Source organism: Mangrovibacterium sp., from assembly GCF_041596335.1.
GTDB lineage: Bacteria > Bacteroidota > Bacteroidia > Bacteroidales > Prolixibacteraceae > Mangrovibacterium.
This window is the reverse complement of record NZ_JBFHIT010000031.1, coordinates 1-16117: the sequence shown is the minus strand read 5'-3', so window position 1 is coordinate 16117 and position 16117 is coordinate 1. Positions and strand designations below refer to the sequence as shown.

9 protein-coding genes are annotated in these 16117 nt (G+C 44.4%); all 9 read right to left on the bottom strand.

From position 1 onward, the window contains the following. Window positions 1-45 precede the first annotated feature (45 nt). Window positions 46-1548: a sulfatase-like hydrolase/transferase gene (locus ABZD21_RS11930; protein WP_372775229.1), complete on the bottom strand. Its 1503-nt coding sequence runs from the start codon at window positions 1546-1548 to the stop codon at window positions 46-48. A gap of 210 nt (window positions 1549-1758) precedes the next feature. Continuing rightward, window positions 1759-3402: a sulfatase gene (locus tag ABZD21_RS11925; protein WP_372775228.1), complete on the bottom strand. Its 1644-nt coding sequence runs from the start codon at window positions 3400-3402 to the stop codon at window positions 1759-1761. A gap of 172 nt (window positions 3403-3574) precedes the next feature. Then, window positions 3575-4618 carry an SMP-30/gluconolactonase/LRE family protein gene (locus ABZD21_RS11920; RefSeq protein WP_372775227.1) on the bottom strand — a complete coding sequence of 348 codons (1044 nt, stop codon included), beginning with the start codon at window positions 4616-4618 and terminating at the stop codon, window positions 3575-3577. Between the two features lie 135 nt (window positions 4619-4753). Continuing rightward, window positions 4754-6844, bottom strand: coding sequence for a glycoside hydrolase family 127 protein (locus ABZD21_RS11915; protein ID WP_372775226.1), 2091 nt, complete (start codon window positions 6842-6844; stop codon window positions 4754-4756). 370 nt (window positions 6845-7214) lie between these two features. Next, complete coding sequence (locus ABZD21_RS11910) at window positions 7215-8867, bottom strand: T9SS type A sorting domain-containing protein (protein WP_372775225.1); 1653 nt, start codon at window positions 8865-8867, stop codon at window positions 7215-7217. A gap of 152 nt (window positions 8868-9019) precedes the next feature. Continuing rightward, entirely contained in the window at window positions 9020-10450 is a 1431-nt protein-coding gene (locus ABZD21_RS11905) for a hypothetical protein (protein ID WP_372775224.1), read from the bottom strand. A 39-nt stretch (window positions 10451-10489) separates the two neighbouring features. Then, window positions 10490-12244, bottom strand: a complete 1755-nt coding sequence (locus ABZD21_RS11900) for a RagB/SusD family nutrient uptake outer membrane protein (protein ID WP_372775223.1) — start codon at window positions 12242-12244, stop codon at window positions 10490-10492. A 57-nt stretch (window positions 12245-12301) separates the two neighbouring features. Next, the gene (locus tag ABZD21_RS11895) at window positions 12302-15505 is read right to left on the bottom strand and encodes a SusC/RagA family TonB-linked outer membrane protein (protein ID WP_372775222.1); all 3204 of its coding nucleotides are present in this window, start codon (window positions 15503-15505) and stop codon (window positions 12302-12304) included. A 472-nt stretch (window positions 15506-15977) separates the two neighbouring features. Further along, window positions 15978-16106 carry a helix-turn-helix domain-containing protein gene (locus ABZD21_RS11890; protein WP_372775259.1) on the bottom strand — a complete coding sequence of 43 codons (129 nt, stop codon included), beginning with the start codon at window positions 16104-16106 and terminating at the stop codon, window positions 15978-15980. Window positions 16107-16117 lie beyond the last annotated feature (11 nt).

Below are 16117 nucleotides of genomic sequence, written 5' to 3'. Positions count from 1 at the left end.
TTCTTGAGCTCTATTTTTAAGAAACAGTAAGGTCGTAAACCACCCTTATTCCGACACTGCCGAAGGCGGGGCCACTAATTTTTCAACTTCAAAAGTACCTTCGTACCCGGGAAGTACTCCGCTATTCCACAGTTCCAGATCTTTTTGGGAATACACCCACAGCGGACGGATATGCGTTTTGCTCCACTCTTCGGTCATTTCAACCATTTCCTTCAGTTTATCGGGATGGCGATAACTCATATCCTTTTTCTCGCCCAAATCATCCGAAATCTTGAACAAGTTCCAAGGTTCATTCCCCATACGGGTTATTTTCCAGTCGTCGATGCGCATACCGACATCAGCATAACCTTCACGATAGCGCAACAGATAAACCGGACGTCCTTTCAGGTTGGTCTCGCCATTAATCAAATCGCCCATCATATCTTTACCATCCATTTTTTTTGCTTCCGGTATTTTCGCCCCGGCAATCTTGGCGAAAGTCGGGTAAAAATCCAATGATGTTACCGGAGTATCAAACTTCATCCCGGCCTTCAGCTTGTTTGGGTAGTGGAAAAACATCGGGGTACGGTAACCACCTTCCCAGGCATCTCCTTTCATTCCTTTAAGCGGATCATTGCTCGCACCGTGATCAGTGTTCCCACCATTGTCGCTCAAAAATACGATCAGAGTATTTTCAAATTGACCGTTTTTCTTTAGTGACTCAACAATCTGTTCCACCCCACGATCGACGGCATAAACCATGGCTGCATAAGTCCTGCGGTCGACATCTGCAATATCCGCGAACTTTTCCAGGTCTTCTTTTTTGGCCTGAAGCGGAACATGAGGCGCGTTATAGGCCAGGTACATAAAAAATGGCTGCTTTCGCTCTGCTGCGTCGTTAACAATGCGAACCGCTTCGCGGGAGAGAGCATCAGTAACATATTCAGTCTCTTCCACTTCGTCCTGATTGTGAACCAGTGGCCGTATATACTCTCGAATGGGATGTCGCCCCTCGCTCAGCTGTTTTTCGTACGCCTGCTTAAATTGATCCGGGAAATAGTCGTGTCCTCCGGCAAGAAATCCATAAAACTCATCGAACCCGCGATTGTTGGGGTGATATTGCGGTGCAAAACCCAAATGCCATTTTCCAACCACGGACGTATAATAACCTGCTTCTTGCATCACATTACTGATGTAGGTTTCGCTTACAGGGACCCCCAGATTCGGACGAGTTCCATCGTCTCTCAGATTATAGGGAGTGCCAATAACATGCGGATAGCGGCCTGTCATAATTGAAGCGCGACTAGGCCCGCAAAAAGGATGTGACACATAGGCCGAAGTAAAGACAACCCCATTTTTCGCAAGTTGATCCAATGCCGGTGTTTTGATATCTGTTGAGCCATTGAAGCCGACATCATTGTACCCCAAATCGTCGGTTAAAATTAACAGGATATTGGGCTTGTCGCAGTTATCCTTTTCTTTGGCTTTCCCATTTGCGAAACTTGAAGTTCCAAGAAACGCAATTGTTAGGCCGCTCAGGTACCACTTTAGGTTATTTTGATTTTTCATAGCTTAATATTGTTCGTTTATTTTTTGTTACTGGTTGTTTATTCCTGGGGTTGAAATCCCCTATATATTTCACATGGTGTTCCGGTTTTTCTACTTGGAAAGAAGCCCCCACACACCAACAAGTTAGTATGCAGGTGCTTTCGATCAACGATAAACTAATCCCTATCGATTTACACAAACCGAACAACTAAATCTTCATACAACAAATTATCAGTCCCCCAAATCCGCAAGGTTACCCTGCCAACCTTTATTAAACTGCGAAAGCAGCTGTTCTACTAATTCGGGATGCTGACCAGCCACATTGACTGTTTCTTCGGGATCATTCCGATGGTCATACAACTCAATGAAAACCGGTTCGCTTTCAGGTTTCGTATAATCTTTCCAAACCACAAACCGGTAGTTCTCGGTTCGCATTCCGTAGCCCATCAAACGATTTTCAAACAGATCGCGGTCCCATTTTCCCCCCATTTGGTCAATGATCTTTTCTTCAACCTTTTCGATCAGTGGGCCAAAGTAAGTCTCGCGCATGCCTTGCGATAAGGGGTTGGCAGCCCATTCGCGCAATGCGGGGCTGGGGAACTGGCTGAAAACTGCCTTTTTCCATGGGCGATCCGGATTTTCAAGAACGGGCATAAAGCTTTGCCCCTCCAAATGTGCAGGAGCTTCAACGCCGCAATATTCCAGTATGGTTGGGTACATGTCAACCAATTCCACTAACGCATCAGTCGATTTCCCCCGAACATTTTCATTCATATCAGGCGTCCAAACGATCAGTGGTACGCGCGTCGAAATTTCGTAGTTGGTTGCTTTTCCCCAGATGCCCATGTCACCCAAATGCCAACCGTGATCGGTCCAGAGTATGACAATGGTATTATCCAGCTGGCCTGCTTCTTTCAGCGCATCCATCATCATCCCGATCTGGGCATCCACATAACTCACGCAAGCCAGATAGCCATGTTTCAGGGTGCGTGCCAGGCTATCCGGAATATCGCCTTCTTTGGGGATCCCATAGCGGGCCCGCAACTCAAAGGAAGGATGAAGGCCAACGGCTGCGCCTCCCTCGGGGCCTTCGGTTTGCGTGGCCAACGGAATTTCATTCCGCTGATAGAGATCCCAGTATTTTTTAGGTGCGATAAAATCGAGGTGCGGTTTTTTAAATCCAAGTCCCAGGAAGAATGGCTGATCGGGATTCTCGGCCAGCATCACTTTCATGGTCTCAATGGCCTGTAGGGTAGCGTAACCATCTTCATAGGTTGCATCAGGCACATCGGCACATTCATAGGCCGGGCCTTGGCCCAGGCCGTTTTTAGGCGCATCGGGACCGTATTTCTCGATGCTCTCCTGCCGGTTCTTCTGCCAGTTTTCTTGATTTTCGGCCAGTGCATAGCCGCCCTTTGTAGCCGGGCGCTCCACCTCAGGCTTTTCCGGTTGCCGGCTCCACGAATGATTCATATCCTGGTACGGCCCGTGAAAAATCTTACCTACACAAACTGCCTGATAGCCGTTGGCCATCAGATGCTGCGGAAGAGTCACAATATCGGGGTTTTCTTCCCTGAAATCGGTAAAGTTTTCGATGACATTGATTGTTTCGGGCCGGGCACCGGTCATGATGCTGGCGCGCGACGGGCTACATATAGCCTGCTGGCAATGTGCGTTATTAAACAGCAAACCTTGCTGCGCCAAAGCATCGATATTTGGCGATATGGCTATTGGCGAGCCATAGCACCCGAGTTCAGGCCGAAGATCGTCAACAGCGATGAACAAGATATTCGGCTTTTTCTGAACGGTTTCTTTCGGAGCAGAGCAGCCCATCAACAATCCGGCTGCGGCTACAGTTAATATTTGTTTATTCATTTTTGGTGAAACAATTTATATGGTTTGGTATTGATTCATAAAATTACAAGTCAACACCCAATCGATCACACTAACTTTTAACCAATACTTGCATTATTTTACCCTTTATACCATCTTCGTTCTGCCCATCGATTAACTAAACGACTGAATTTCCAACTATTACTCCAATGAACTATCGTTTAATATCCTCGTCACGCAATGGGATAAAAGAAAGCGTGTAGGGTTTGCTATGGGCCGTATTGACGAAGCCTTCTCCGGTCATTAAATCGAAGTTTGAAATGATGAGTTTGTCTTCCCAAATAGTCAAATCAACCGGTTGATCCAATTCTCCGTGACAACCGTCATTATCCGGATAGTCCGCGATAATCGAGGCTTTTCGGTTATTATCAATTTTCCACAGCTGATTCTGCGAGAAACCGGTCACATACAGGTTGCCGTCTTGGTCGAAGATCATACCATCGATTCCGGTTGAGTCAGGAAAAGTCGTGTATACTTCTTTTGATTCTATAGTTCCTGTCTCTGAAAGCTTGAGCTTATAGATGATTGCATCGCCAAAATCGCCCACATAAAGATCGCCGCTGTGATCAAAAGCAATTCCATCCAGGCCGAATTGCCGTTTTGGGTTTTGGGTTTGAGTGGTGAAGAGCAGGTTTGAATCCGTGCTGTCGCTTTTTACTTCGATATTTCGGTCGGTCAACTTAAAACGATAGACACCGCTTGTATTTTTCGCTGTATTGATTTTGGGCAGCTTTGGGACGGTGACAAACAAATTATCACCGTTAATTTTGAGCCCGTTGGGGCCGTTTATCCCTTCAGCTATCGTTTCTATTTGTGCCACAGAATCGTTTACAAAAGAATATCGCAGGATACGCGGGTTGGCACAAACATAGAGCGAACCATCCGGAGCAAAATCAATTCCCATTGGCCGGGCGCTCGTACCCAGGTCAATGCCCGGAACTTCCGCAATCCGGATAATCGTTCCATCCGAGTTGACCCGCACCAACAGCCCGGGCAACGAATTGTCGGCGTAATTGGGGCACGACAGAAAAAGACTCCCATCCGGAGAAATGGCAAACGCATCCGGTGTAGGACAGTCATCTGGCAGTTCGGCAAATCGTTTAGTCTCTACTCTTTGAAAAGCCTCCCGACAGTTGCGTTGTGCAAATAATCCAGTTGAAATGGACAAAATACAAGCAACAATGATAGTTTTCGCCATGTTTCGATATTCATATTTTAGTGCGACATCTTAGCATTAAAAGCTTTCAAAATTAAAATACCACTTCGCCTTATCTCATGCAAAGTGGTATTTTTTCTATACAAACTTTTATTTAGTGATATTGCTACCGATCTGTTATTCCCAGATAATCGGCACAAATACAGTCATTTCACCTTTACCGCGGTTACTCCATGCGAAATAAGGTACAAACTGAGCCTTCACTTTCTCAAATTCCGGCTTCTTCACCGCTTTGTACATTTTATCTTCGTTGTTGTCTTTACGAATGTATAGGTCTGTTTCGATTGCAGTTACACCATCTAACAGATCTTTCTTAAATACCGCTTTCATGTCTGCGCTGCTTTTCAGGTAAACGTCAAGAATACCTGCATCTTTGGGTAAATCCGCGCTTTCGAGACAATAGACCACAGGACCACGCTTAACAGCTACCTGATTGCGGGTTTCTTCAATTAAAGTGTTTCCTTCAACTAACGTGATTTCCATTGGCATGTCGACCGTAATCACATCGCCTTTACTCCACTTGCGGCTGATCGTCGCAAAATCACCAACTTTAACATCAACACCGGCATCTTCGCCGTTAACTTTTAAAGTAGTTCCTTTTGCCCAAGCCGGAATACGCAACATGACGTCGAAAGGCTCTTTCTTACACTTGTTGATTGTAATTTCTACTTTCCCTTCCCACGGGTATTCAGTTACTTGAGAAAGCTCTAGTTCAGAACCGTCCAATAAGGTTGTTTTAAGTTTGTTCCCTCCGTAAAGGTTTACTGAAATACCGTTCGCAGATTTGCTGTAGGCCCATCCTGAAAGTTTAGAAACAGTACGAACTAAGTTTGGCGGACAACAGAAACACTCCAGGTATGGCTGACGCTCCTCAAAATCGTTCACCAATTTCGTATAATCGCGTGCGCCATCAACTTTACGTAAGTTATTTGCATAGTAATAATGCTTTCCTTCGAGGCTAATGCCAGAAAGACCACTGTTGTGCATTACCAGCTCCATGATATCGCCATATTTACCTTCAGCGTGGATATCCAGCATACGTTTGCTAAACATGGAGTTACAAAGGTTAGCACACGTTTCGTTGTAGGAAGTTAAGTTAGGCATCATGTATTTATCGATAAAACCTTCTTCAATTTTATCTCTGTTTGTTGATGCTCCGTAGTGAGTTTGACCAACTGCACCAGTTACATACATTTTTTGTTCGGTGACGTTATACCATAAACGGTCCAGCGCTTCGATCAAAGCCTCTTCGCCTGTTTCAGCATAAACATCAGCAGCACCTGCGTAATAGTATAAAGCAAGAACGGCGTGGCCGACAGCTTCATCCGCTTCGCGCAAAGGAGTACGTTCCTGTACCATATCACCAATTGGGTACCCAATCGTAGTTATGTGATCTTCTACCGGGTATTTACCACGGTTGTTTATGAACTTCTCCGCCAATTGCAGGTAACGCTTGTCGCCAACGGTACGGTACAATTCAACAAGTCCCATAATTTGAGTTTGGTTGAATCCGAAACGTCCGTAATGGTCATTGTCGGGCATAAACACACTGTACAACAAATCGGCTTGTTTAATGGCAATGTCCAGGAAGTTACGCTTACCCGTTACACGGTAGTGGATACAGGCACTTGTTAGTAAGTGACCCTGGTTATACATTTCGTGGTATTTACGATTCGAATAACGGTTGAAGTTACCAACATTACGTGGAGCTGTTTGCTTAGCTTCGTCTTTGGTAAATGTATGCTTTTTGTTAACGGTAGTATGCGTTTGAAGATATCCGTCCGGTTCCTGTGCTTTGGCGATCGTTGCAATATAACCATCCAATTCTTCCAGTATTTTGGGGTCTTCGTTTTGAGCATACATGTACGTTTTCGCTTCCATAAATTTATAGAAGTCACCATCGTGCCAATACCAACCTGCGAAAGGTTTTTTATCCTTGCAATCATCATGGTCGCATGCGGCGCTCTTAAAGTTGTTTAGTCCGTGACCAACATCACCGGTAAAAACTTCTTGCATGTATGGTAACATGCTTTTCTCGGCTATCTGAAAACGCTCAGCCCAGAAGCCATCGGTCCAGATACAGTCGCCCATATCGATACTTTTCAATTTCACATAGGGGCTTTTCGAGTTGTTAATGATACCATGCTGCTGCGCTATCGATGTTTGTATGAAAAATGCGCAAATGGCAAAAAAGATTAATTTTTTCATTATCATGATTGTTTTATTGTTTTAATTTCGTTCAGTTAATGAATTTAAGCAAACTCAAGATTCTTTCTAATACAAATTAGCTATAAATCCCCATTTTTCCATTCTTGAAATTTATCCGTTTATAGCATTATTTTACCCTTAACTGTTAACGACCTTTAACGTTATATTGAAATAAAATCCGGAACAATAGGATCACGGGGAAGAAATCCACGAAATGACGATGTAACGGACAGCATCTTGAATTGGCGCAATTCCGCCGGAGACAGGACTCCGCAAACTTTCGCTCTATGGAATTCTTTAAAAAGAATTTGGTGATCCCCCCTGGATTGAACCTGATGGTTTTCGGGAAAAGCAATTAAAAACACACAATCTATCTACAAATCAACACTTTTTGAGTAGCCCCTCCATTCTCGCCAACAATGGATACAAAATATAGTCCCGGCAAGAGATCAGAAACACCAACCTGCTCGCTTGACGATTTTTTCTCGGTTGTTTTAATTACAATGCCAACACTATTTGAAATCCTGATCTGACCACTTTTAGTTGAATTAATTGTCAGAATGTTGCTTGCCGGGTTCGGGTAAACCGAGAAATCGATTGATTTTTGATTTTCAATCCCGGTGGCAATGCTGTTTTTAAATGAAATATCGTCGATATACAACAACACATCCGGACTTGCAATATCAGCTGATGCGATGGTAATCTGCAACCGGTCTCCGTTGGTCAGGCTTAGGTTGGATTCCGCATTTCTTGTAAAATTTTGTACTAGTTCAACCCACTGTCCTTTTTCAACACCTGACAAATCAAAGGTCAGTTTGATCCAGGGATTATTCAGAACAACATCCAGCTTGTTGACGACCGTCGCCGGATCAATCCAAACTTTAAAACGCATCTCATTATCGCCTGCCGCCAAGTTGGACGAGCCAAAGGGCGAATAAATCGTTTGGCTTCCGTTCAATGTACCACTATGCTGAAAGCGAAGGCTGAAATCACCGGTTGAAGACTTCTCGTCTTTGATCCGCCATGGTGTTGACGCGGCAGCCCACCATGGAACACTTCGTCCCTGAAAATAAAATGGTCCTTCAAATCCTAAGGCTTCAAAATCAGGCTCTGTTATTTCTTTCTGCCAAATTCGTACATAGTCAATTTTATATTCTGCCGGAGAAGCCAAATCGGCCTGTGCCGGCAGTCCGTACCAATAAAATACCTCTGAATCGATCCACAACTCTTGTGGATATTGATGTCGCCATTGGTCGTTAGCCTCCAACTCCTGCCGGGTAGCGTGCCGGATTAGTTTTCCGTTGAAATAGGTTTTGATATAATCTTTATCCCACTCAAAACCATATACAAAATAATCGCTGGCAACCCGCACATCCAGTACATCTTCCACTTTCCAGTTTTGATGATCAGCCGCTTGGTCGGGATCCCAGCTAATCATATTGGTTCGCATTTTTCGTTCGAGCGACTCCGGTTTATTTTCCGGATTTCCGATTGGCCTTTTTCCGTAATTTTCGGTCATATCAATTTCCGAATGGTAGCCTGTAGTCCAGAAAGATGAAGTTACCGGAGCATCGGCAGCTTTGCATCGAATCTCCATGTAGCCATATCTGAAAAATGTTTCGCTCATGACACAGGCCTGCGTGATGGGTTTGCTGTTATCGGCATTGGTCGAAGTACCGCCATAATACACTCCGTTATTCTTCTCCGGAGCGAAGTTAAAGCCGGGTTCCCATTGGCTCAGCAGAATCAGATCACCGTTTTCAACCCGCACATTATGTGCAGCAAATTGTCCGGGTGCGCGGCCTTTCCACTTATTCCGGTAATCACCGTTTTCGCCCAATATCCACCATTTGGTTTTGTCCAATTGTGTTCCCTCAAACTCATCACTTAGGTTTTGATTCAACATCCATCCGCCGCTATTGCCCGGATCCGACACCGGGTACACCTGAGCGTGAAGTTCACTAAATCCATTTAGCAAGAGGCTAAGGACAATTATTATCTGAACAAGGATTTTGTTTTGCATGATCTTAATTTTAAATAAAAACGGGGATGCCAATCATAGGTAAAGTTTCTACTCCCTACTTATTTGACATCCCCGGAATATTTACAGAAATTCGCTTAGTTTAACCTCTCTCTCAAAACGCATTAGAGAGGGGTTAATTTGATTCTGTATTATTACGGACGTGGGGCAACATCAACCTTTTTCAGTCCCATGTCATCGAGGTAGAAGGTTTGATCGCCTGTAACACCCACATTAAGGCTTGCTTGCACATAATAGGAATACCTGGTTTTATCAGAAATGTTATAAGCTACAGGGAAGTTCATGATTTGCTTAATGGTTACCCACGTTCCACGCTCCACGTTTTCAACGTCCCAGGTAGCTGCAACATCATCACCCCAACCAGTAGACTTTCTGGCAATAGCAGTTCGCAGCATTTTTAGGTCCGAACCTTCTGCAATATAAATCTTATGAGAAACTTCGTATGCTCCAGCCTGAATATCCAAATTATCCCCAAAGTTCATCCCGTATAGTGGTTTCACATCAAAACCGCCTGTATATTTCATACTCGCAGCTCCGGAGGCAAACAAATCTGTAGTGCGCTGCCATGGCAGAGCCGTACCCACCCAATAGCCAAAAGCGCCTGCCGAGTTTCCATCAGCGGTTCCTTCAAAACCAGCCCACGAATTACCTTCCAACAGGTTGGCACCGGCAACCGGAATAGATACCTGTTGAGCCGTAAATGAAAGCAATGCTTGCTCATCAGCCGATACAATCTCACTACCGCTGTTGTCAAATGCAATGGTAATCATATCATCAGCGTAAATCATCTCAGCCAATGTTACCATAATTCGGGCAGCATTTGTCGGATCAAGACTTAGGCTGCTAATTTCCACATCCTTATCAACAAATTTTGCAGTATTCGTAACATGAACGGTAAAACCTGCAGCAGGATTATTGCCCAAACTACCAACCGCACCCGAAACATTAAATGCAAATGACTGTTCGCCTGTATACATAGCACTGTTGGCTGAATACTTAATCGGCACAACATCCCGCACATTGATCATCACGGTTGCAGAAGTTGCCTGGTGAGTTGCCACTGATGGGGTAAAGTCAACTCTCAGTTCCTGATTTTCACCTAAAGGCAACACGGTACCCAGGGCCGGGGTATAAACAAAAGTACCCGGTACATTTGCTTTAGCGTTTAATTGTTCATCCGTTAATGCATCTCCTAAGGGAAGAACAGCGGGGGTTCCCCAGGTAATAACCGGCATGTATTTCTCGACAATGTTAATGTTCACCGTTTTGGAAAGACTCGGATATTTACTATCCATTGGCGTAAACTCAGCCTTCAGTTCCTGATTGTTACCCAAGGCTAAAACGGTTCCTAAAGCGGGTGTAAAAACGATCTTTCCCGGCACATTGGCGGTTGCATTTAGTTGCGTTTCCGTCAGTGGCAAACCTTCCACCAGTTCGGCCGGAGTCTCCCAGGTAATCACCACTTCCTTAATCGAGAAGAGCTCATCTTCTGTACAGCTATTAAGGACAACAATCCCCATTCCGACCATACATAAGCTTAGAAAAAATATGATTCTTTTTTTCATTTCATCAATTTTTAAGATTTCTTCAATTCATCTGAATTATTAATACCCGAAGTTTTGCACCAAAGCAGGTGCTTTTTCGACTTCAGAGGCTGGAATTGGCAAGTAATAATGTTTATCCCACCAAGGACGTGTAACCACCTTGTACTCTTCAAATGCCAGGCTTCCGTCGCCTTTCTTCGTCCATTTAAGGCCTTTGATGTCAAATCCTAAGTGGTCTTCTTCCATCCATCTTCTTTCGTCGAAGAAGCTGTGACCTTCGAAACAAAGCTCCACACGACGTTCGCGCTTAATGGCTTCCAGAAGCTCTTCGCCGGTTGCCGTAATGGCAGGCTGAAGTGCGCGGGTCGACACTTTACTTACAAACTCACGCGCATTGTTTTCGTGGGTCGCACCTCCAAGGTTGTACTCAGCCTCGGCATAGTTCAGGTAAATTTCAGCCAAACGATACAGTACATACGGGCGGTTGGGAGAAATATTGGTCAGCGTGTTGTAGGTTTTCTTTTCAGGATCCCAGGTACCGATACTCTCATCCTGAAACTTACGGATATTGTATCCGGTTTTCGAAGAGTGCTGAGCATTTCCCAGACCATTTGGTGAATCATACCCATGCGGATTAACCGTTGGATTTTCTGAAAGATAGTATTGTACGTCGCGGCCGCGGAACTGCGCACCGTTATAAAGCAAGTTGGCATAATACCTCATTTCGCGACCCGTGTTCGGGTTGGCAGCATCGAAGGTTGAACCGTCTCCGTTTGTCCCCGTACCATCAGCCATGTTAAACTGCAAGGTGAAGTTATGGGTAGGCGAAGACAAGGCCCAGCCACCGTAGCCGTTTGGCGACATACACTGGTCGGGAAGCGAGTTGGCATCAGTACCAAAGTCGTAGTATGAAGAACCATAAGATCTTGCAAAGAGAATATCCTGATTTGGGCTCAAAAACATTTTCTGATAAGCATCGGCGTTGGCAACAGCAATCAGATCGCGTGCATCAACCAAATCAATCACGGCTTTGGCAGCATCCGAGGCATCCTGCCATTTAGTTGATTTTGTGTACACATACAAGGGATCGTTACTGGGTGCAAAAGCGGGATCGTGCAATTTACTTGCAGCATAAAGTAGGGTACGTGACTTCACTGCCAAAGCAGACAGCTTGGTGGCGCGACCAAACTCACTGTCTGGACGAGTTAACGGCAATACTTCAGCGGCTTCGTCCAACTCGCGCACAATAAAATCAACGCATTCTTCGTAGCTGTTCCGGGGCAAATTAAACTCTTCGGTCAAGCCCAAGGCATGATCCATAATTGGCACACCACCGTAGAACTTAATCAATTTAGCGTAAAGATTTGCTCTCAGGAATTTCATTTCAGCTTTCAATACGGCCGTTTCATCCGGATCAGCCTGCATTGCTCCACTGGCATCGATACGATCCAGGAATTCATTGGTCAGACGTACATAATCCCAATAATTTCGCCACTTTTCAGTAAGTACACCAACATTACTCGGGGTCCATCCAGCACGATCTCTGTAGACATCCAGATCCTGAAAATTAAACTTTGCTTCAAAAGAAGCCCCTTCCAAATTAAATCGTCTACTCCACCATTGATAACGGTTGAGCGACCAAGCTTCAGTGCTGTTGTAAGCTGTAAAGACCAATTTCTCCACCTGGCTTGGGTCGCTGTAGATCAAGTCTTCAGCAAATGCATCTTTTGCTTCGGTATTCAGTACGTCCTCGCAGCCAAATGCTGTCAGCAGAACGAACACCCCAAATAGGATTTTATATTTTATATTTCTCATTTTGATTTGCATTTTATGTTTTTAAAATCTTGCCTTCACCGGCGTTAGTTGTAATCGTTAGAAACTAAGGTTAAAACCAAATGAATAAGATTTCAGCGATGGATATTGGGCAAGCCTGAAGTTATTGTAGCCACTTGCTTCCGGATCCAATCCCATATCATATACATCAGAGAACAGGGTCAGCAAGTTATTTCCTCTCACATATACTTTCAGACTTCCAAACTTGATCAGGTCTTTAGAGAAGGTATATCCCAGCTCAATTTCTTTGAGGCGGACAAAAGATGCGTTATGCAACCACAAGTCGGCACCCTGGAAGTTGTCAGCGTTATTGCTTTGGTTTGCACTATACGGATCATTCTGAACAAAAGCTCTCGGATATCTGGCATCGCGATTTTCCGGTGTCCATCGTTCGTTGAACAGAAAATCTGGTCTTGCACCTTCCTGCATATCAAAGAAAACCAACATTTTTGCTTGCGCCTGACCTTGGAACAGGAAGTTCAAATCGAAGCCTTTGTAGTTTAGGCCACCAAAAATACCATACTGAATTTCAGGCACGTTAGACGAATAAGATCTAACTGCATCATTCGAAGTAATTTCGCCATCACCGTCAGTATCAACATAAGCCGGTTCACCTTCAACGGTATTTTCATACTTGGCAGTCAAATTGTCAACCATGTCCTGATCTTTGAATAACCCAAATGTGGGGTAAACAATGTAGGAGTCCATCGGGTGCCCTTCGCGTTTTCTCCATTCCGGTACATCGGCTGCTTCGTCCATGTACACCACTTCGTTTTTCGCTTGGGTGAAATTTGCACCAATGTTATAGCTTAATTCACCAATCTTGTCGCTCCATGCCAGTTCCAGTTCCAATCCGTAGTTATCCACTTTGCCCAGGTTTTCAGCGGGTAAAGTTAAGCCAGTAAAATCGGGCACTGAAGCATTTCTGGTAATCAGGATGTCTTCGCGTTTTTGGTAGAAGTAGTTCACATCAGCAGACAGTTTACTATCGAACATCAGGAAGTTCACCCCAATATTCTTCATGTCAGCCGTTTCCCACGTAATATCCGGGTTTGGTACGTTTGCAGGAGTATAACCGTTGTATCTTGTACCACCAAATATATACCAGTTTGGCTGGGCAACATCTGTTAGCCCCCCATAGCTATAACGGGTCAGGAACTGGAAGGCACTAATTTGGTCATTCCCCATGATCGCCCATGATGATCTGATTTTCAACGCATTTAACCAACTATTGGTAAAATCCATGAATTTTTCGTCGCCAATTGACCAGGATACAGCTGCTCCCGGGAAGATACCAAATTGCTTTCCTTTGGCGAAGTTGCTTGAACCATCGCGACGCAAAGTCAGATCCACGAAATACTTTTTCGCGAAGTCATAAGACAGCGATCCAAAATAGTTCACCCTTCCCCACTCTGCTGAGGTTCCATAAGACAATTGTCCTTCATCACTACCGGCAAATAACTCGTAATGCTGTTTGGTAGGAAAGTCTTTTCGCTCGGCCCAGAAATTTCGTTGATCTGAAGTTGTTTGTTCGATACCGGCAAATCCTCTCACGGTGTGATCACCAAATGTACGATCGTAGTGAACAACGGCATTCAACATCAACTCATCGTATTTCCAGAAGCTTTCGCGCAGGATGGCTTTATCGCCCTGCTGTGATTTCCCCTGAGATTCCAGGTACGTACCGTCTGTCTGAAGCTGGTATACAGTCCAAGGTGTGTACCAGTTCTTAATGTCGTTGCTCATTTTGCGGATACCGGCAAAACTTTCAATGCGCAAGCCCTCAGTAACCAAGTTGCTCAAATCCCACTTCATTGAAAACTTAGCCCGCAAATCATTGTCAGTTTGCGTAATAAAACCAGCTTCTTTGCTGGACATGATGTAAGGGTTTGAACCGTTTTCGCCCCCCCAGGCAACCAGACCATTGGGATAAACACCTACCTGCGTTGGTGAGTTGGCATAAATGTGCTTATAAATGTAGCTCTCAGGAACACCAGGTTCGTTGCGAACACCAAATCTTCCGGATAAGTCAACGCCTAATTTAAGGTCTTCGTATATTTTGACGTCCAAATTGGAGCGCACCTGGTATTGTTTGAAGTTCAGGTCGCCCGACTCATACATCCCCACCTGATCCATGTAGTCGCCACTCACGAAATAGTTGACATCTTCATTTCCACCAGATACAGACAAGGAAGTCCGATACTCCGGCGAATAATCGGCGAAAGTCAAATCCAGCCAATCTGTGTTCGGATAATTTAACGGATCTTCGCCCGACGCATATTTAGCAATCGCTTCCTCTGAGTAAAGAGCAGCAAACCCGTTTCTTTCGCGAGCTTCATTTTGGTAAACAGCGTATTGCGCCGAGTTCATCAACTTTGGATTCACCGAAAATGAAGACATGGTATACGATGAAGACAGGTTAATCTTTGGTTTACCGGTTTTCCCGCGTTTGGTGGTAATCAAAATTACACCGTTCGCCGCACGGGCACCGTAAATTGCTGCTGCACCGTCCTTTAGAACAGTCAACGACTCAATATCCTGCGGAGACAGGTAGGAGAAATTACCTGCTACAATCCCGTCAATCAGGATCAGCGGCGAGTTGTTACCCAAGGTTGACTTACCACGAATCAGCAGCGTCATATCCCCTTCACCGGGATATCCACCGCGGTCGTTGACAATCAAACCTGGCACTTTACCCGAAAGCGATTTTGCAATATCCTTATTTCCTGAACGCTCAATTGATTCGGAGCTCACGGTACTGATAGAACCGGTCACCTCGCCCTTTTTGCGCACCGTATAACCAATAGCTACCACTTCTTCCAGGCCAATGGATTCATCTTCCAGTTTAATATTGATTGTTGATTTGCCGGCAACAGCAACTTCCTGCGCTTTCATCCCAACAAATGAAAAGAGAAGAACGGCTTCCTCCGGGACGTTCCCAATTGTATAATTTCCATCGAAATCAGTAATCGTCCCGGTTGTCGTACCTTTTACCAGGACTGTTACTCCGGGGAGAGGTAATCCTTGCATATCAGTAACTTTTCCTGATATTCCCCTTTGTTGGGAAACGGCTTCCAGATTACCATCTGCTAAACTTCCCCTTCCATCTGAAGCATTAACAGATGACAAGCTGATAAGAAAGCAAAAGAAAGTGAAGCTTAAGATTCTTGAGATCCTTGTTAAGGTTAGATAATCTAACTCCTTAAAATCAAATGATCTCTTTCTTTCTCTACATTTTTTCATAGATTTGATCGGTTTTAAGTGATTACAATTTACACGTTTTAGTCTCTTAAAATATAGCAGGAAAGTGGTCAGACTTTTCTGCTTTTCTTTTAAGTCTTTCTTAAGTCATATGACCTTCAAAAAACTATTCAGAGTTTGTAACAAAAATAATAGGGATCAAGGGGGATACCGTAACGGATTTTACCAAGTATTTGCACTATTTTACCCCTACTCAAAATAAAACGTTGCGAACTCTTTCCTTTTTACAAAGTCGTTATTTTTGTACGATCCCGACTCCGACACTATCGAAATTTATTTCAACAGTAACAAACAGCATGATGGCAAAATGGTGAGAATTGAAAAAATAAACGAACGTACACACTGAATTTCAATGCAATACAAAACAAGAGCTGAATTCCCCCAACAGGACGAATCAAGTTACTTAAATACAATTTAGTTGTTTCGCTTACGGGTAATCAGTGAATAATATCTACTAGTACACAAGTGTACCACTGCCATGAAGCTGTCTGAAATCCCGGGGAGTGTTGTTCAAAATTTGCTTGAACTGCCTGTTGAAATTCGTTATTGACGTGTAACCAACCATATCGGCAATTTCTGACACCGATAATTCCT